Annotated in this window: 18 protein-coding genes; 10 read left to right on the top strand and 8 right to left on the bottom strand. The window is 67.4% G+C overall.

From position 1 onward, the window contains the following. Positions 1 to 497 precede the first annotated feature (497 nt). Positions 498 to 677 (top strand): hypothetical protein, encoded by a 180-nt coding sequence (locus tag G3T14_RS17880; protein WP_163643892.1) that lies wholly within the window; start codon positions 498 to 500, stop codon positions 675 to 677. 158 nt (positions 678 to 835) lie between these two features. Here the strand turns inward: G3T14_RS17880 and G3T14_RS17875 are convergent, their stop codons facing one another. From G3T14_RS17875 to G3T14_RS17850, 6 genes are all read right to left on the bottom strand, one after another. Further along, a complete protein-coding gene (locus tag G3T14_RS17875) occupies positions 836 to 2,305 on the bottom strand; it encodes a PAS domain S-box protein (protein WP_163643891.1) in 1,470 nt (489 codons plus the stop codon). A 599-nt stretch (positions 2,306 to 2,904) separates the two neighbouring features. Further along, positions 2,905 to 3,762: an SDR family oxidoreductase gene (locus G3T14_RS17870; protein WP_163643890.1), complete on the bottom strand. Its 858-nt coding sequence runs from the start codon at positions 3,760 to 3,762 to the stop codon at positions 2,905 to 2,907. Positions 3,763 to 3,875: 113 nt separating this feature from the next. Then, on the bottom strand, positions 3,876 to 4,544 hold the full coding sequence (gene ccmB, locus G3T14_RS17865) for a heme exporter protein CcmB (RefSeq protein WP_163643889.1): 669 nt from the start codon (positions 4,542 to 4,544) through the stop codon (positions 3,876 to 3,878). Next, on the bottom strand, positions 4,541 to 5,194 hold the full coding sequence (ccmA, locus tag G3T14_RS17860) for a heme ABC exporter ATP-binding protein CcmA (protein ID WP_163643888.1): 654 nt from the start codon (positions 5,192 to 5,194) through the stop codon (positions 4,541 to 4,543). The genes ccmB and ccmA overlap by 4 nt, the downstream gene beginning before the upstream one ends. 34 nt (positions 5,195 to 5,228) lie before the next feature. Then, complete coding sequence (locus G3T14_RS17855; protein WP_163643887.1) at positions 5,229 to 5,498, bottom strand: type II toxin-antitoxin system RelE/ParE family toxin; 270 nt, start codon at positions 5,496 to 5,498, stop codon at positions 5,229 to 5,231. After that, complete coding sequence (locus G3T14_RS17850; RefSeq protein ID WP_163643886.1) at positions 5,482 to 5,706, bottom strand: DUF6290 family protein; 225 nt, start codon at positions 5,704 to 5,706, stop codon at positions 5,482 to 5,484. The genes G3T14_RS17855 and G3T14_RS17850 overlap by 17 nt, the downstream gene beginning before the upstream one ends. 320 nt (positions 5,707 to 6,026) lie before the next feature. On the opposite strand from G3T14_RS17850, the gene acnA reads away from it, so the two are divergent. The 6 genes from acnA to G3T14_RS17820 all read left to right on the top strand — a co-directional run bounded on the left by acnA (position 6,027) and on the right by G3T14_RS17820 (position 13,545). Continuing rightward, entirely contained in the window at positions 6,027 to 8,738 is a 2,712-nt protein-coding gene (acnA, locus tag G3T14_RS17845; protein WP_163643885.1) for an aconitate hydratase AcnA, read from the top strand. A 213-nt stretch (positions 8,739 to 8,951) separates the two neighbouring features. Continuing rightward, a complete protein-coding gene (locus tag G3T14_RS17840; RefSeq protein ID WP_163643884.1) occupies positions 8,952 to 9,620 on the top strand; it encodes a hypothetical protein in 669 nt (222 codons plus the stop codon). A gap of 240 nt (positions 9,621 to 9,860) precedes the next feature. Then, positions 9,861 to 11,168, top strand: coding sequence for a dihydroorotase (locus G3T14_RS17835; RefSeq protein WP_163643896.1), 1,308 nt, complete (start codon positions 9,861 to 9,863; stop codon positions 11,166 to 11,168). Continuing rightward, positions 11,165 to 11,773: a glycerol-3-phosphate 1-O-acyltransferase PlsY gene (plsY, locus tag G3T14_RS17830; RefSeq protein ID WP_163643883.1), complete on the top strand. Its 609-nt coding sequence runs from the start codon at positions 11,165 to 11,167 to the stop codon at positions 11,771 to 11,773. The genes G3T14_RS17835 and plsY overlap by 4 nt, the downstream gene beginning before the upstream one ends. A gap of 30 nt (positions 11,774 to 11,803) precedes the next feature. Continuing rightward, on the top strand, positions 11,804 to 12,979 hold the full coding sequence (dprA, locus tag G3T14_RS17825) for a DNA-processing protein DprA (RefSeq protein WP_163643882.1): 1,176 nt from the start codon (positions 11,804 to 11,806) through the stop codon (positions 12,977 to 12,979). A 233-nt stretch (positions 12,980 to 13,212) separates the two neighbouring features. Further along, the gene (locus G3T14_RS17820; RefSeq protein WP_163643881.1) at positions 13,213 to 13,545 is read left to right on the top strand and encodes a hypothetical protein; all 333 of its coding nucleotides are present in this window, start codon (positions 13,213 to 13,215) and stop codon (positions 13,543 to 13,545) included. A gap of 62 nt (positions 13,546 to 13,607) precedes the next feature. Here the strand turns inward: G3T14_RS17820 and ruvX are convergent, their stop codons facing one another. Together ruvX and G3T14_RS17810 are read right to left on the bottom strand one after the other, a co-directional pair. Then, positions 13,608 to 14,087, bottom strand: coding sequence for a Holliday junction resolvase RuvX (gene ruvX, locus G3T14_RS17815; protein WP_163643880.1), 480 nt, complete (start codon positions 14,085 to 14,087; stop codon positions 13,608 to 13,610). A gap of 55 nt (positions 14,088 to 14,142) precedes the next feature. Beyond that, positions 14,143 to 14,679, bottom strand: coding sequence for an SMI1/KNR4 family protein (locus tag G3T14_RS17810; protein WP_163643879.1), 537 nt, complete (start codon positions 14,677 to 14,679; stop codon positions 14,143 to 14,145). Positions 14,680 to 14,789: 110 nt separating this feature from the next. On the opposite strand from G3T14_RS17810, the gene G3T14_RS17805 reads away from it, so the two are divergent. The 3 genes from G3T14_RS17805 to gatA all read left to right on the top strand — a co-directional run bounded on the left by G3T14_RS17805 (position 14,790) and on the right by gatA (position 16,982). Further along, positions 14,790 to 14,981: a hypothetical protein gene (locus tag G3T14_RS17805; protein WP_163643878.1), complete on the top strand. Its 192-nt coding sequence runs from the start codon at positions 14,790 to 14,792 to the stop codon at positions 14,979 to 14,981. 133 nt (positions 14,982 to 15,114) lie between these two features. Next, complete coding sequence (gatC, locus tag G3T14_RS17800; protein ID WP_163643877.1) at positions 15,115 to 15,402, top strand: Asp-tRNA(Asn)/Glu-tRNA(Gln) amidotransferase subunit GatC; 288 nt, start codon at positions 15,115 to 15,117, stop codon at positions 15,400 to 15,402. A 98-nt stretch (positions 15,403 to 15,500) separates the two neighbouring features. Beyond that, positions 15,501 to 16,982, top strand: coding sequence for an Asp-tRNA(Asn)/Glu-tRNA(Gln) amidotransferase subunit GatA (gene gatA, locus G3T14_RS17795; protein WP_163643876.1), 1,482 nt, complete (start codon positions 15,501 to 15,503; stop codon positions 16,980 to 16,982). Positions 16,983 to 16,992: the final 10 nt, after the last annotated feature.

Here is a 16,992-nt window from a genome sequence, read left to right as displayed (position 1 = left end):
TCGTCCGCGCCGGCCTGAACTACAAGTTCGGCACGTACTAGGACCCGACCGGCGCTCTATACCGGACGCCATCGGACCCAACACTGCGGAGAGCCCGGCCGAAAGGCTGGGCTCTTTCGCGTTTTCACCCGGCTTTGGCGATGACCGCGGCGTGCCGGCGCAAGCGACCTCATTCCGACAGGCAAACGGGCAGCCCTCGGTGGCGAGCCCCCGAAGGCTCGGCGCGATCGAGACGGGTCGGAGGCGGAAGCGGTCGCTAGTATCCGGCGCTTCGGGAACAGCGCAGCAGGGGAAATCCCCGCTGTAGGCGGAGATGTGCGCCCGCCCGATCCCCAATGCCCCGGTTAGAGCAGCGCTTCGGTTATGAGCAGCGCTTGGATTATGGGCAGCGCTTGGCGTGCGGATATTTTTGGCGGAGGCTCTGGCATTGGCCGGCTCGCGCCCGATCTTGAATCAGAAGCGAGCCCGCCCCGATCTCGACGTCAAGGAAACGCGCGATGAGCTGGATGTCGTGGTTGCGCGATCGCTGCATCGATCTGACGGAGCGTGTCAGCGCCGAGGCCGGCCGGCGGCCTGGCCATCGCTGGGACAATCAGCGCCAGCCGCGCGGCCGGGTTCCCGGCTCAGGTTCGGAACCCGCAATGACGCGGCCGGCATCGGGCGACATCACGGATTAGAGCCGTTCTGGTGATCCTCGGATCGCCAGAACGGCTCTATCGCGTTAGGGCGTCACATCGTCTTCGAGCGAACCGGAAATCATCGCGTGGGAAAACGGGCGAGGACCCGCACCATCGCGACGGTGCGGGTGGCCCTTTCGCGACGGTGAGGGCCGTCGCTAGGCGAGAGCGCGCGTTGCGGCGCCGACCTTCTGGACCGAGCTGTCGACGTCGTTGGCGGCGTGCGCGATCCCATCCATGTTCAGACGGACGAGTTCGACGCTCTGGGCCGCGGTCTGCATGTTGACGGACATGTCGCGGGTCACCGCCGCCTGCTCCGTCACCGCCGACGACACGCTCAGCGAAATCTCGCTCAGGTGTCCGATGGTCCTGGCGATGGCCTCGATGGCGCGAACGGCCTGCTCGGTGGAGCCCTGCACGGCGGCGATCTGCGTACCGATCTCCTCGGTGGCGCGCGAGGACTGATTGGCCAGCGCCTTCACCTCCGCGGCCACGACGGCGAAGCCCCGGCCCGCCTCACCGGCACGGGCCGCCTCGATGGTGGCATTCAGCGCGAGCAGGTTGGTCTGGTCGGCGATCGAACGGATGACGGATACCACTTCGCCGATCTTGTCGGCCGCCGCCGTCAGGCCGGAGATGATCCCCCCGGCCTCTTCGGCGCGGATCACGGCCTCGTCCGAGGCGGTCTTGGCTTCGATGGCGTGCCGGTTCAGTTCCTCGATGGAGGCCGAGAACTCTTCGGCACCGGCCGCCACCGCCTGAACGTTGCCCGACGTCTGCGCGGCCGCCTCGGCCGTCGTCGCCGCCTGTCGGCTGACGTCGGAGATCGCGTGCATGATCGAGCCGATATCGGTGTCGATCTCGCGCTGGCCCTGTGCGCGCCGGAGGCGTTCGGTCACCTGGGCCGTTACGTCGGTGGCGAACTTCACCACTGCGCAGGGCTTGCCGTCGCGTCCGATGATCGGATTGTAGGCGCCCTGGATCCAGACCTCGTGTCCGTCCTTGGCGACCCGCCTGAACTCGCCGGACTGGTGCGCGCCGGTGCCGAGCGACGTCCAGAACCCGCGATAGGCCTGGCTCTCCCGTTCGACGGGATCGACGAAGAGGCTGTGGTGGCGTCCTTTGATCTCGTCGAGGCGGTACCCCATCGTTTGCAGAAAGTTGGTGTTGGCGTCGGTCACCGTCCCGTCGAGGGTGAAGCTGATGACGGCCTGGCTGCGGTTGATGGCAGCGATCTGGCCCTCGTAGGCGGCATTGCGCTGCGTCTGCTCAGTGATGTCGGTGGCGAATTTCACGACCTTGATCGGCTTACCGCGGCGGTCGAAGATCGGATTGTAGGAGGCCTGGATCCAGATCTCGCGCCCGCTCTTGGTGATGCGGCGGAACTCACGGGCCTGAAACTCACCCCTACGCAAGCTTTCCCAGAACTGCAGATAGGCCGGGCTGGTGCGCTCATCCTCAGGCACGAACATGCTGTGGGGGCGGCCCTGTATTTCGTCGGCGGAATATTCGATCAGGTTCAGAAAGAGCGCGTTCGCGACGAGCACCTTCCCGTCCATGGTGAACTCGATCCGCCCTTGCGAACGATCGATGGCATCCAGCGTCGCGCGCAGCCCCGCGTCAAACATAGTCCGCTTCCCCCTCCGCCCGCGCTGATGCTGACGTTCGGGCACCTTTCAATGCGGTCCGTCAATTTTCCATGAAGCACCAAATATAGGCATTTAAGGGGAGGCTACTCTCTCACTTACTTTTGATATTCCCGCGACCAACTGAGACAATCCCTGCGGCACGGGACCGAGCAAGCCTTGTGATTATTTTGGATATTTTCACAGTGCCCGCCCAGAACCCCATAGGGTCGCCGGCGAGCCTGCGCATCGGGCACCCCCCTCCGTTCGGAGGCAGGCGGCCATCCTAAAACATTGAGCCATATGATTTATTTCTCACCGACTCTCCGGCGCACCACGACGGGATGAAGCGCCGATGCGCGACACGCTTCCCGTCACGCGACCGTGACTTCGTGCCCGATCGGGCAGGGCCGCGCGACGTCTTCGGAAACCTCGGTATGGGTCGGCGACCGACATCACAGTTTCGTCAGGATGGACGATCGGATGGCGCCCCTCAGCAGGGGCAGCTCGGAGAGAGGAAGCATCGTCCCGGATGCGGTAGCCAGGACGATGGTCGACCGGTGCTCGGGCTGGAAACGCGAGACCGATCGAGGAACGCGCCGTCAGAGCGTGACCATGCCGCCGGTGACGGCGATCATCGCGCCGCTCATGTAGCTCCCGGCATCGGAGGCCAGCAGCACATAGGCGGGGGCGAGTTCGGCGGGTTGGCCGGGGCGGCCGGCGGGGGTCTTGGCACCGAACGATTCCACCTGCTCGGTATACATCGTCGCCGGGATCAGCGGGGTCCAGATCGGACCGGGCAGTACCGCATTGGCGCGGATGCCGCGCGGGCCGAGGATTTGCGCCAGGTTGGTAGTCATGTTGGCGATGGCCGCCTTGGTCGACGAATAGGCGAGTTGCTGCTGCACCGGATTCTTGGCGTTCACCGACGAAGTGTTGATGATCGACGCACCCGCCTTCAGGTGGGGCGAGGCGGCCTTGAGGATGTAGAACATCGCATGGACGTTGACCGCGTATTGCCGATCCCAATCGGCGATCGCGATGTCTTCGAGGGTGTCGGCGAGTACCTGCACCGCGGCATTGTTGACGACGATATCGAGGTGGCCGAACTCGGCGATGGTCCTGTCGACGAGGCTGGCGCAATGCCGGTGGTCGGCGACATCCCCCGGCAACAGGACGACGCGGCGCCCGGCTTTTTCCACCCAGGCGGCAGTGTCCTTGGCGTCGTCGTGCTCGTCGAGATAGCTCAGCGCGATGTCGGCCCCCTCGCGGGCATAGGCGATGGCCACCGCCCGGCCGATACCGCTGTCGCCGCCGGTGATGAGCGCGACCTTGCCGGTGAGCTTGCCCGAGCCTTCGTAGCTCTCCTCGCCATGGTCCGGCACCGGCTTCATCTCGGAGGAGCGGCCCGGATAAGGAATCGGCGGCTGGGGGAATGGCGGTTTGGGATAGGAATGCATGACGGTCCCGTATTCGGTGTGCGGCCGCGCCGCGGCGGCTCTCTTCGGGGACAAGCGCCGCCCTGGCCCTGAGGTTCGCGGGGCCGAAGGTCACACCGCGCGGCCGGCCCCGCTCACTCGGACCAGCGCAGCGCCGCGGCCGCCGCCAGCGTGCCGACCACGCCGGCGATCAGGCTCAAGGCGCCGAGGATGGCGAGCGGCGTCGTGAACGGCACCGTGCCCCCCAGCGCCGATTCACTCGCCGAGACGCCGAAGATCAGCGTCGGGATCATCAGTGGCAGCACCACCACGGCGAGGATCAGACCGCCCCGCCGGATCGAAGCGGTGAGCGCCGCCCCCACCGCACCGACGAAGGTCAGGGCCGGGGTGCCGACGAGCAGGGTGAGCGCGGTGGCGCCCATGGCGGTGCCGTCGAGGGCCACGAGGAGCCCGAACAGCGGCGAGGCCAGGGCCAGCGGCAGGCCGGTGGTGAGCCAATGAGCCAGCACCTTGGCGAGCACCACGAGTTCCATCGGCACCGGCGCCCCGGTCATCAAGTCGAGGGAGCCGTCCTCCTCGTCGGCCTGAAACAGCCGATCGAGGCCGATCAGGGTGGCGAGCACCGCGGCCAGCCACAGGATGGCCGGCCCGATCCGCGACAGCAGGTTGAGGTCCGGCCCGAGCGCGAACGGCACCAGGGCGACGATCATCAAAAAGAACACGAGGGAGAGCGCGCCCGAGCCGCCGACGCGGGCGGCGAGAGCGAGGTCGCGGGCGACGAGGGCTTTGAGTGCGCGGATCACCACCACACCTCCGCCGCCGGGATGGCGGCCTCAGAGGCAGTCGGACGGGACGCCGCCGCCTCGATGCGCAATTCCCGGGCGTTCTCCAGTCCGAGCGCCTGATGGGTCGCGGCGATGACGAGGCCGCCTTCCGCGCGGTGGCGCGCCATCATGCCGGCGAGTACGGCCTGCGAGGCCGTGTCGAGGGCCGCGGTCGGTTCGTCGAGGAGCCAAAGCGGCCGGCGGCAGACCAGCAGGCGGGCCAAAGCCACCCGCCGCCGCTGCCCGGCCGAGAGATAGGCCACCGGAAGTCTGAGGGCGTGGCCGAGGCCGAGTTCCTCCAACGCCGCCTTGGGGCTTGCGGTCGGCGCCCCGAGCAGGTCGCGGGCAAAGGCGAGGTTCTCCTCGGCGGTCAATGGGCTCTTGAGCCCGTCGCGATGTCCGACCACGTGCAGGCATTCCGACAGGGTGGCCTCCCCGACATCGGCCACGGTGAGCACGCCGGCTTCGGGCTTCAGGCGGCCGGCGAGAACAGCGAGCAGCGTCGATTTTCCGGCCCCGTTGCGGCCGGTGACCATCAGGGCCTCGCCCGGTCCGAGGGCGAAGGACACATCGGAGAAGATGCGGCGGCCGGAGCGGCGCACCGCGAGGGTCTGGGCGGTCAGCCGCACGGGGTGTCCTGGCTCAAGAGGGTGTCATCAACCACTATCGGTAGACTTCGCGGCGGTTGCCGACCTTTACGACGAGAATGCGCAGGGCGCCGGCCTCGATGGCGGCGATCACCCGACAGTCACCGACCCGATATTTCCAAAAGCTGCCGAGTCTGGCCCGTTTCAGGGCTTCGCCGATCGTAGGCGGATCGTCCGACGGCGAGACTCGATCGCGCAGAAATCTCAGGATTCGCTTGGCGGTCTCCGCATCGAGCTTGGCGAGGTCGCGTTCGGCCGAACGCTCGAACTCAATCCGCCACGCCATAGCGCGACAAGAGATCGGCGAGCGTAGTTGTGGCGCTGTCGCCCCGTCGCACAGCCTCGAGCCGGCGCTCGGCGATTTCGACATCCTCGAGCGTGTCCAGATGTTCGAGGATGGCGTCGCGGGCGTGATCGCTCGTACTGCGCCCGGTGCGTTGGGCAAGAGCCTCCAGGCGATCCTCTATCTCGGGAGGCAGACGCAGGGCGAGCATCGACGGTCTCCAAGGGGGCTTCGGGTGCCACACTTCCGTCTAGCTCGACCGCCGGATCACGTCCACGTCGATTGCGGACGTCCAGACGAACCGACAGCTCTGTCAGGCCCCCAGGTAGCGGCCAGTTTCGAAGTGTTCTATACCGCGTCCAGGCTGCGCCGCGCGAGTCCAGGGCGTTCAAATCGCCCTTCGCGCAACACCCTCATCCGGGCACCCCCGGAGCGGCGCGCGCTTTCAGCGCACACAGCCGAGCACATGTTTCGTGGCGCAGGTTATGCCTGCGCGTGTTCGACCAACCGCTCGCGAGGATCAATAACGCCGTGGCATCGCTCGACAGCTTCCAATCCCGCCAGACCCTCACGGTTGGCGACAAATCCTACACCTACTATTCGATTCCGCATGCGGAGAAGGCGGGTCTGGCCGACGCAACCGCGCTGCCGTTCGCGATGAAGGTGATCCTCGAGAACCTCCTGCGGTTCGAGGACGACCGCTCGGTAAAGAAGGACGACATCTCCGCCACCGTCGCGTGGCTGGGCAACCTCGGCAAGACCGAGACCGAGATCGCCTTCCGCCCCTCCCGCGTGCTGATGCAGGATTTCACCGGCGTACCCGCCGTGGTGGATCTCGCCGCCATGCGCGACGCCATGGTGGCGCTCGGCGGCGATCCCCAGAAGATCAACCCGCTGGTGCCCGTCGATCTCGTTATCGACCACTCGGTGATCGTCGACGAGTTCGGCACCCCGAAGGCGCTGGCCGACAATGTGGCGCTGGAATACGAGCGTAACGGCGAGCGCTACACCTTCCTCAAGTGGGGCCAGTCGGCGTTCGACAACTTCTCGGTGGTCCCGCCCGGCACCGGTATCTGCCACCAGGTCAACCTCGAATTCCTGTCGCAGACGGTCTGGACGAAGCCGGATCCGGATTCTTCGGATGGCACCGAGATCGCGTATCCCGACAGCCTCGTCGGCACCGATTCGCACACCACCATGGTCAACGGCCTCGCCGTCCTCGGCTGGGGCGTCGGCGGCATCGAGGCCGAGGCCGCGATGCTCGGCCAGCCGCTGTCGATGCTGATCCCCGAGGTCGTCGGCTTCAAGCTGTCGGGCAAGCTGCCCGAGGGCACCACCGCCACCGACCTCGTGCTCACCGTGACGCAGATGCTGCGCAAGAAGGGCGTCGTCGGCAAGTTCGTGGAGTTCTACGGCCCCGGCCTCGACGACATGGCGGTGGCCGACCGTGCGACGATCTCCAACATGGCCCCCGAATACGGCGCCACCTGCGGCTTCTTCCCCATCGACCAGAAGACCATCGACTTCTTGCGCGTGACGAGCCGCACGGACGACCGGATCGCCCTCGTCGAGGCCTATGCCAAGGCGCAGGGGATGTGGCGCGACGCCCAGACCCCGGACCCGGTCTTCACCGACACCCTCGCCCTCGACATGGGCGAAGTCCGTCCCTCGCTCGCCGGCCCCAAGCGTCCGCAGGACCGGGTGCTGCTCGACGGCGCCAAGCCGGGCTTCGCCGGATCGATGGAGACCGAGTTCAAGAAGGCGGCCGATATCGCCAAGCGCTATCCGGTGGAGGGCGCCAATTTCGACATCGGCCACGGTGACGTGGTGATCGCGGCGATCACCAGCTGCACCAACACCTCGAACCCGAGCGTGATGATCGGCGCCGGGCTGCTCGCCCGCAATGCGGTGGCCAAGGGCCTGCGCTCGAAGCCGTGGGTGAAGACCTCGCTCGCGCCCGGCTCCCAGGTCGTGGCCGAGTATCTCGAGAGCGCCGGGCTGCAGAAGCCACTCGATGCCCTCGGCTTCAACCTCGTCGGGTTCGGCTGCACCACCTGCATCGGCAACAGCGGCCCGCTGCCGGCCGCCATCTCGAAGTCGATCAACGACAACGACGTGGTCGCCGCCGCCGTGCTCTCGGGCAACCGCAACTTCGAGGGCCGCGTGAATCCCGACGTCCGGGCGAACTACCTCGCCTCGCCGCCGCTGGTCGTCGCCTACGCGCTCGCCGGATCGATGCAGATCGACATCACCACGGAGCCGCTCGGGACCGGTTCGGACGGCAAGCCGGTCTATCTCGCCGACATCTGGCCCACCACCGCGGAGGTCCAGGAGTTCATCGAGGCCAACATCACCTCGGCCCTGTTCAAGTCGCGCTACGCCGACGTGTTCAGCGGCGATCACTACTGGAAGGCCGTCGAGGTCACCGAGGCCGAGACCTTCAAGTGGGATTCGACCTCCACCTACGTGCAGAACCCACCCTATTTCGAGGGCATGACCAAGATTCCGGCCCCGGTCACCGACATCGTCGATGCCCGCATCCTCGGCCTGTTCCAGGACTCGATCACCACCGATCACATCTCCCCGGCGGGCAACATCCGGGCGAACTCCCCGGCGGGCGCCTACCTGCAGGAGCATCAGGTCCGGGTGCAGGACTTCAACCAGTACGGCACCCGCCGCGGCAACCACCAGGTCATGATGCGCGGCACATTCGCCAATATCCGCATCAAGAACCAGATGGTCCGGGACGAGAGCGGCAACGTGGTCGAGGGCGGCTGGACCCTGTTCCAGCCCTCGGGCGAGCGGATGTTCATCTACGACGCCGCGCAGAAGTATCAGGCGGAGGGCACCCCGCTCGTGGTGTTCGCCGGCAAGGAATACGGCACCGGGTCGTCGCGCGACTGGGCGGCCAAGGGCACCAAGCTCCTCGGCGTCCGCGCCGTGGTGGCCGAGAGCTTCGAGCGCATCCACCGCTCCAACCTCGTCGGCATGGGCATCGTGCCGCTGGTCTTCCAGGGCGAGACCTCCTGGGCCTCCCTCGGCCTCAAGGGCGACGAGACCGTGACGCTGCTCGGCCTGTCGGGCGACCTCAAGCCGCGCCAGACTATGGTGGCGCAGATCACCTCGGCCGACGGCACCACGCAGGACGTGCCGCTGACCTGCCGGATCGATACCCTCGACGAGCTCGAATACTATCGCAACGGCGGCATCCTGCCCTACGTGCTGCGCTCGCTCGCGGCCTAACGCTCCGGATCACGTTGACGACACTGAAGCCTCGCCCGAAAGGGCGGGGCTTTTTTCATTCCGGGACGGGGGGCTGGTTTCGGAGCAAACCAGAACGGAGCACCCTTTGGCCGGACGGGTCCGAAGGCAATCGGGTCCATTTCAGCCAAATGCTCGTGAAAAGCCCTACTATCAGGCGGGGCAGTGACTCCATTGCTGCCGAAGGGTGGGGATATGCCGGCAAGCTTCGACGCCTCGGAGAGCGGGACCGAAACACCGCTGCCATTCGTGGAGCGGCGCTTCATCCTCAGCCCGCACGATGAGATCAGGGCCGGATTTTCTCGTCCCGAGGCTGTCAGCCCGCACCTTTGGCGATGCAGCTACCGCACGGTATGGGCAGACCGAGAGCTCGGCTTCAATGCCTATGGCGCGGATAGCGTCCACGCACTGCTCCACGCCATGGAGAGGGTCCACCGCACTCTGCTGGCCGAAGCAGCCTATCGAGAGGATATGTCTCCAACCGCAGCGGGAACAAGCGCGGTAACCTGGATGGGCCAGCGCGACCTGGGCCTTCCGATGCCCGGCACGGTGGACACCATCGCCTTGCGCGCGGTCCTGATCGCCGACGCGCAGACGGGCAAAGGCGATCTCGACCACGTCATCCTGGAGGAATGCTCCAGTCGGTATCGCAAGGTGGCGAGGATCGCCGGCTCGACGCTCGAAGCAATCGGTGCCCGGTGCAACTCGGCGCGGATTTTCGGCGAAAGCGGCAGCGATGCCCAGGACCCTCAACTCGATACCGTTCTGTCGCGTCTCGACTCCTTGGTTGCCGCCGGGCTCCTCGACCGGCAGGGTGACCTATCGGAACCGCGATACAGCGAGGTTCGACGAACGACATCCTGAGCGAAACGGTGTCAGCGTGAGTGGGCGCTCCCGGCGTAACGCTTCCGCTCACCCTCTCGACGAGGCCTCGGCCGAATGGGCAGGGCCTTGCTCGTTCCAGTGCGCGTGCGCTTGACGCCAAGCTGCTGCCGGCCGAAACGCGGGACGCGCGCCCTCTCCTAGACGAGTGAGGGGCCGGTTGTGGTACGGCACAGCCGCCGGAGCGCATTCGCAGAGCTGGAGGACAAGGCTTTGACCACGTTGCGCCCGATCCTCTTCGCCGACGCCACCCTGTGCGATCCCGCCACCGGGCGGCAGGGACACGGCCACGTCCTCGTCCGCGACGGCCGCATCGCCGATATCGCCTGGGGCGCCCGCCCCGGCACGCCGGACGATGCCGACACCATTGCCTGCGACGGCCAGGTTCTGGCCCCCGGCCTGATCGACATGCGCGCTTTCGTCGGCGAGCCGGGTGCGGAGCATCGCGAGACCCTGGCGAGCGCCAGCGCGGCGGCCGCGGCCGGCGGCGTCACCACGCTGGTCTGCATGCCCGACACCAACCCGGTCATCGATGGGCCGGCCATCGTCGACTTCGTCCTGCGCCGGGCGCGGGACACCGCCTGCGTCTCGATCCTGCCGGCGGCCGCGATCACCAAGGGCCTCGCCGGCCACGAGATGACCGAGTTCGGCCTGCTTCAGGAGGCCGGCGCGGTCGCCTTCACCGACGGCCTCAAGGCGGTGACCAACGCCCAGGTCATGCGGCGCGCCCTGACCTACGCCAAAGATTTCGGCGCCCTGCTGATGCAGCACGTCGAGGAGCCTCACTTGGTGGGCGAAGGCGTGATGAACGAGGGCGAGATGGCCTCTCGCCTCGGGCTCATCGGCATTCCGCGCGAGGCCGAGACGGTGATGCTGGAGCGCGACATCCGCCTCGTGCGCCTCACCGGCGCCCGCTACCACGCGGCGATGATCTCCTGCGCCGATTCCGTCGAAATCGTGCGCCGGGCCAAGGCGGACGGGCTGCCCGTCACCTGCGGCGCCTCAGTGAACAACCTCGTCCTCAACGAGGGCGATATCGGCCATTACCGCACCTTCTGCCGGCTCTCGCCGCCTTTGCGGCACGAGACCGACCGGCTCGCCCTGGTGGCCGGACTCAACGACGGGGTGATCGACGTGATCGTCTCGGACCACAACCCGCAGGACGTCGAGACCAAGCGCCTGCCCTTCGCCGAGGCCGCCGACGGGGCGCTCGGCATCGAGACCCTGCTGGGCGCGGCCCTGCGGCTCGTCCATACCGGCGACGTGACCCTGTCACGCCTGCTGGCGGCTCTGACCGCCAATCCCGCCGCCATCCTGACGCGCGAGGCCGGGCGCCTCGCCGCCGGAGCGCCGGCGGATCTCGTGCTGATCGACCCCGAGGTGCCCTACATCCTCGACAAGCGCACCCTCAAATCGCGCTCGAAGAATTCGCCCTTCGACGAAGCCCGGCTGCAGGGGGCGGCCGTGCTGACCCTCGTCGGCGGCGCCATCGTCTTCAGCACCCTCGCGCGAACCCAAGCCGCCGCATGACCGGACTGGATCACACCGCCTGGCCGCTCCTGCTGGCTTGCCTCGCTGGCGGCTATCTGCTCGGTTCGATTCCCTTCGGCCTGATCGTCACGCGGTTCGCGGGGCTCGGCGACGTGCGAGCCATCGGGTCGGGCAATATCGGCGCCACCAACGTCCTGCGCACCGGCCGCAAGGGCCTGGCCGCCGCGACCCTGCTGGGCGACGCCCTGAAGGGCACCGCCGCGGTGCTCATCGCGAAGCAGTTCGGGCTGGAGGCCGCCTTGGTCGCCGGCCTCGGCGCCTTCCTCGGGCATCTTTTTCCGGTCTGGCTCGGCTTCAAGGGCGGCAAGGGCGTGGCCACCTTCCTTGGCGTCCTGCTGGCGCTGAGCCCGCTCGGGCTGCTCGCCTTCGCGGTGATCTGGCTCGGGCTCGCGTTCTCCCTCAAATATTCGTCGTTGGCGGCGCTCATTGCGTCGGCCGCCACGCCCATCGTTCTGTGGGCGACAGGACAGCCGAGGGTTGCGTTGCTGTTCCTCCTGCTCGCGGCCCTGCTATGGTGGAAGCACGCGCCCAACATCCGCCGGCTGATCGACGGCACCGAGGGGCGGATCGGGCAGAAGGGCTGAGCGCATCGCCCGCCCGCAGGGGAGGGGCATGTGCAACTCAACGATGCCCAGCGCCTCGACTGGCTGCGCCTCATCCGATCCGAAGGCATCGGCCCACGCACCTTTCGCACCCTGATCAACCGTTTCGGCGGGGCCGGAGCGGCCCTCGAAGCGCTCCCCGGCATCACCGGACGCAGCGGCAAGCGCGTGGTTCCGCCCACGCGGGCGCAGGCCGAAGCCGAGATGGCGGCCGCCGCCCACCTCGACGCGCGCTTCGTCGCCCTGGGCGAAGCCGACTACCCCCGGTTGCTCCAGGCCGCCGATTCAGCGCCACCGCTCATCGCGGTTCGGGGCGAACCGGCGATCCTCAACCGGCCGGGCATCGCCATCGTCGGCTCGCGCAATGCCTCGGCCGCCGGGCTCGGCTTCACCGAGCGACTGGCGCGCGGCCTCGGCGAAGCCGGCCTCGTGGTGGTCTCGGGGTTGGCGCGCGGCATCGATGCCCGCGCCCACAAGGCCGCCCTCATACCCGGAACCGTGGCGGTTCTGGCCGGTGGCCACGACCGGATCTATCCGGCCAATCACGCCGACCTCGTCGATGCGATCCTGGAAGCGGGCGGCGCGATCGTCGCCGAGATGGCGATGGGCTGGGAGCCGCGGGGGCGCGATTTTCCCCGGCGCAACCGCATCATCTCGGGGCTCGCCTACGGCACGATCGTGGTCGAGGCCGCCCGCCGCTCGGGCTCGCTCATCACCGCGCGCTTCGCCCTCGAACAGGGCAGGGAGGTTTTCGCGGTCCCTGGCTCACCCCTCGACCCGCGGGCGGAGGGCACCAACGACCTGATCCGCCAGGGCGCGACGCTGGTGGCCGAGGTGGCCCACGTGGTCGACGCCATCGCACCCCTGCTCGAACGCGGTGCGTTTTCGCAAGACACCGGTCTCCTCGCCCGCGACCGCCCGGATCTCGCCGACGCGACGCTGTTCTGGGACGAACTCGACGGCGACGGCGTCATCCTGCCGACCACGGACGATGGGCCCGACGCCCTCGAACCGGCCGACGACCGCAGCCGTCTCATCGGCTACCTGAGCCCGACCCCGATCGGCACCGACGAATTGGCGCGCGCGGCCGGGTTGAGCGTGCGGGTGGTCCAGACCACGCTGCTCGAACTCGAACTCGACGGTCGTATCGAGCGGCATGGCAGTGGCACGGTCTCGCTGGTGGGCTAGGAAACCCGCAAGTGTAGCGCCCGATTCCCACACGTCTGCCGGGAGACCCTGCGCGCGTTTCAGGGCAAGCGCCGCGACGGCGCGGTATCGGGTGTGGAGGGCAGATGCCCTCGGCTGCTCTCAGTGAATTACAACATTGACACGCGATGCGGCGCAGATCGATGAGATCGACGCCACTCAACTTCAGGCGTTGCAATCGTCGCGCGCCGCTGGGCGGACTAGGTCGATCGAAAATGTCTAAGTTCACTACAGCGGCCGTCTTCGCGACGGCGCTCATCGCGGCTATGGCCACGGGCGCCAGCGCAGCCAACCGACACGTCGATATCGTCAACAAGACCGGCATGACGTTGAAGCATTTCTATGCTTCCACAAGTGGTACCGATGATTGGGAAGAAGATATCCTTGGCCGAGACGTCATCGAGGACGGCGACACCTTCGATATCAACCTCGACGACGGCACCGGCAAGTGCAAATACGATTTCAAGGCCGTCTTCGAGAACGGCAGCTCGCTCATCCGCAACAACATCAATGTCTGCCAGATCAGCACCTTCACCTACAAGCCCTGACCTGAGCGACGATGCCGGGACGGGAACGACACCGTCCCGGCATCGGCCATCCGGGCCGATGCCTACTCCGCCCGGTCGAGCATGCCCCGTATCTGATCGAGGCAGCCCTGGAGGATGTAGGCGGCGGCGAGCTTATCCACGACTTCGCTGCGCTTGGCCCGCGACGCATCCGCCGCGATCAGCGCGCGGGTGACGGCGGCGGTGGAGAGGCGCTCGTCGCAATACAGCACCGGCAGGTCGAGGAGCGGTTTGAGATTGCGCACGAAGGAGCGGGTGGACTGGACCCGTGGGCCCTCGCTGCCATCCATGTTGAGCGGCAGCCCCATGACGAGGCCACCGACCCGATGCGTCTCGCACAGGACGCGGAGCCGGGCGACGTCGGGGGTGAACTTCACCCGGCGGATCGTCTCCAGCGGCGAGGCGATCTGGCGACCGACATCGGACAAGGCGAGCCCGATCGTCTTGGTCCCGAGATCGATCCCGATGAGGCGGGGGCCGCCTTGCGACGCCTCCACGAAGGCCTGCACCTCGGCCTCGGTCATGTCTGTCGTTCCCTCGATGATGGGCGGTCCTGATCGATCCGCGGGCGGCTGGCAATCAGTGCGGCACCGTGACCGCGTCGCCGACGAAGGTCGCGGAGAGTGGCTCGGCGCCCATGCCGAGAATGCCGCGCACCGCCGGCCCCTGGCTGCGCCGCATCAGGTCGGCCAAGTCGGCACCTCCGAAGCGCACCGATTCGAGATCGGCGCCCATCACCCAGATTTCGTACTCGCCCCGGTCCGGCACCACGTCCCAGAACAGGAACTCGCCGGCCTCCGAGCGCCCGAAGAAGCAGGCCCGATCGACCACCGAGGCATCGTCGCCCTCCACCTCGAAGCGATGATCCGGGCGCAGGTCGATCACGGCGGCGATGCTGTGGGCCATCAATTCCGAACAGCCGACGAGATCGGTCTCCACATCCGCAGAGGGGATCGCGATGCGAAAGTGTCCGTTGGCCAGGCCTGCGCCGCAGGTGGCGGAGAAGGTGCGGTAGGACTCGGGCAGCGAAAAGCCGAGATCGGCCTCGGCCCGGGCGATATCGGCCTGCGTCGAGACCGGCCCCGGTACGCAGCGCGTGAATACCGTTTCCCACATGTGCGACACCCTTAATCTGGATTAACCATAACGAAACGTTCCCATAGCCTTGCGTGGACCCCGTGGGCCAGAGCATCGTTAATCTCTCGTTAACGATGCGGATGCTGCCGATGATCGCCCTCCTCTCGAAGCCGAAAGTCTCGCAGGCGGGACGCCGTACGCGGATGCCGTTCCGGCACAAGCTGATGCTGGTCCTCGCCTGCGAGATCGTGCTGGTCGGGTTCAACCAGGCGGGACGCAATCCGCACCATGTCGGCATTCTCATCGAGGTTCCGGACCAGGCCCACCACGTCGTGACCTAAGGACCGCCGTCCGACGCTTGGCCGAGCCGCGCCGTTGCGACCGCGCGAAGGCGGGTGCTATAGCCCGGCCTTGTGCTCGGCGCCGCGACCGTTATCCCGCGCGGCCCGACGGATTTCGGGGTCTGAAGGCAGCATGTCGGTCGACGCAACGACGGTGAGGCGCATCGCGCATCTGGCGCGCATCGCGGTGAGCGACGACGAGGTCGCGCCGCTCCAGGGCGAGCTCAACGCCATTCTGGCCTTCGTCGAACAACTCGGAGCCGTCGACGTCACCGGCGTCGAGCCGATGACATCGGTGACTCCGATGGCGATGAAGAAGCGCGTCGACGTGGTGACCGATGGCGGCCACGCCCGCGACATCGTCTTCAACGCACCCGAGACGGAGGATCACTATTTCCTCGTCCCCAAGGTGGTCGAGTAGCCAGCCGTTCCACCCGCGAAAAACCATCCACGGCCGAGGATCGTTCGGCGCCCATCGCGGCGACGGGATCCGGCGGGGATTTGAGGACAAGAACCGCCATGACCAGCCTGAACGAACTGACCCTTGCGCAGGCCCGCGACGGGCTGAAGGCCAAGGACTTCTCCGCCGCCGATCTCACGCGCGCATACCTCGCCGCCATGGAGAAGGCCAAGGTCCTCAACGCCTACATCCTGGAGACCCCCGAGCGGGCCCTCGACATGGCGGCGGTGGCCGATGCCAAGATCGCGGCGGGCGAGGCCCGGCCGCTGGAGGGAATTCCCCTCGGGATCAAGGATCTATTCTGCACCCACGGCGTCACCACCACCGCCGGCTCCAAGATTCTCGAAACCTTCCAGCCGCATTACGAATCGGCGGTGACCCATAACCTGTGGCGCGACGGCGCCGTGATGCTGGGCAAGCTCAACCTCGACGAGTTCGCCATGGGCTCGTCTAACGAGACCAGCGCCTATGGCGACGTGATCTCGCCGTGGCGCCGCAGCGGCTCCGACACCAAGCTGGTGCCGGGCGGTTCGTCGGGCGGCTCGGCCGCGGCGGTGGCCGCCCATCTGTGCCTCGGCGCCACCGCCACCGATACCGGCGGGTCGATCCGCCAGCCCGCCGCCTTCACCGGTACGGTGGGCATCAAGCCGACCTACGGGCGCTGCTCGCGCTGGGGCATTGCGGCCTACGCGTCGTCGCTGGACCAGGCCGGCCCCATTGCCCGCACGGTGCAGGATTGCGCCATCCTGCTCGGCTCGATGGCCGGTGCGGATGCGCGCGATACCACCTGCGCCGATCTGCCCGTGCCGGATTTCGAGGCGGCGGTGGTGCGCGGGGTCAAGGGCCTCACCATCGGCATTCCGAAGGAGTACCGGGTCGCGGGCATGTCCGCCGAGATCCAGGCCCTATGGGATCAGGGCGCGGCGATGCTGAAGGATGCCGGCGCGACGATCCGCGAGATCTCGCTGCCGCACACGGCCTACGCGCTGCCGGCCTATTACATCGTCGCCCCGGCGGAAGCCTCGTCGAACCTCGCTCGCTACGACGGCGTGCGGTACGGCCTGCGGGTGCCCGGCAAGGACATCGCCGGCATGTATGAGAACACCCGCGCGGCGGGATTCGGCCGCGAGGTCAAGCGCCGCATCATGATCGGCACCTACGTGCTCTCCGCCGGCTATTACGACGCCTATTACGTGCGCGCCCAGAAGATCCGGACCCTGATCAAGCGCGACTTCGAGGAGGCCTACGCCTCGGGCATCGATGCGATCCTCACCCCCGCCACCCCGTCGGCCGCCTTCGGAATCGGCGAGAAGGGCTCGGGTGATCCCGTGGAAATGTACCTGCAGGACGTGTTCACCATCACGGTGAACATGGCCGGCCTGCCCGGCATCTCGGTGCCGGCCGGCCTCGATTCGCAGGGGCTGCCCCTCGGCCTTCAGCTGATCGGCCGGCCTTTCGACGAAGAGACCCTGTTCGCCGCCGCACAGGTGATCGAGAACGCGGCCGGGCGCACCAAGCTGCCGCCCGCGTGGTGGGCATGAAAGCGAACCA

Origin of the sequence: Methylobacterium sp. BTF04 (genome assembly GCF_010692745.1) — a bacterium.
Lineage (GTDB): Bacteria > Pseudomonadota > Alphaproteobacteria > Rhizobiales > Beijerinckiaceae > Methylobacterium.
This window is presented reverse-complemented; position numbering and strand designations above follow the sequence as displayed.

Excerpts from the sequence above, each read along its gene's own strand:
- G3T14_RS17810 (WP_163643879.1), bottom strand. The coding sequence starts at position 14,679 with ATGTGGGAAACGGTATTCACGCGCTGCGTACCGGGGCCGGTCTCGACG.
- G3T14_RS17855 (WP_163643887.1), bottom strand. The coding sequence starts at position 5,498 with ATGGCGTGGCGGATTGAGTTCGAGCGTTCGGCCGAACGCGACCTCGCC.
- G3T14_RS17850 (WP_163643886.1), bottom strand. The coding sequence starts at position 5,706 with ATGCTCGCCCTGCGTCTGCCTCCCGAGATAGAGGATCGCCTGGAGGCT.
- G3T14_RS17840 (WP_163643884.1), top strand. The coding sequence starts at position 8,952 with ATGCCGGCAAGCTTCGACGCCTCGGAGAGCGGGACCGAAACACCGCTG.
- G3T14_RS17805 (WP_163643878.1), top strand. The coding sequence starts at position 14,790 with ATGATCGCCCTCCTCTCGAAGCCGAAAGTCTCGCAGGCGGGACGCCGT.
- gatC (WP_163643877.1), top strand. The coding sequence starts at position 15,115 with ATGTCGGTCGACGCAACGACGGTGAGGCGCATCGCGCATCTGGCGCGC.
- G3T14_RS17870 (WP_163643890.1), bottom strand. The coding sequence starts at position 3,762 with ATGCATTCCTATCCCAAACCGCCATTCCCCCAGCCGCCGATTCCTTAT.
- G3T14_RS17820 (WP_163643881.1), top strand. The coding sequence starts at position 13,213 with ATGTCTAAGTTCACTACAGCGGCCGTCTTCGCGACGGCGCTCATCGCG.
- G3T14_RS17880 (WP_163643892.1), top strand. The coding sequence starts at position 498 with ATGAGCTGGATGTCGTGGTTGCGCGATCGCTGCATCGATCTGACGGAG.
- G3T14_RS17875 (WP_163643891.1), bottom strand. The coding sequence starts at position 2,305 with ATGTTTGACGCGGGGCTGCGCGCGACGCTGGATGCCATCGATCGTTCG.
- ruvX (WP_163643880.1), bottom strand. The coding sequence starts at position 14,087 with ATGACCGAGGCCGAGGTGCAGGCCTTCGTGGAGGCGTCGCAAGGCGGC.
- gatA (WP_163643876.1), top strand. The coding sequence starts at position 15,501 with ATGACCAGCCTGAACGAACTGACCCTTGCGCAGGCCCGCGACGGGCTG.
- plsY (WP_163643883.1), top strand. The coding sequence starts at position 11,165 with ATGACCGGACTGGATCACACCGCCTGGCCGCTCCTGCTGGCTTGCCTC.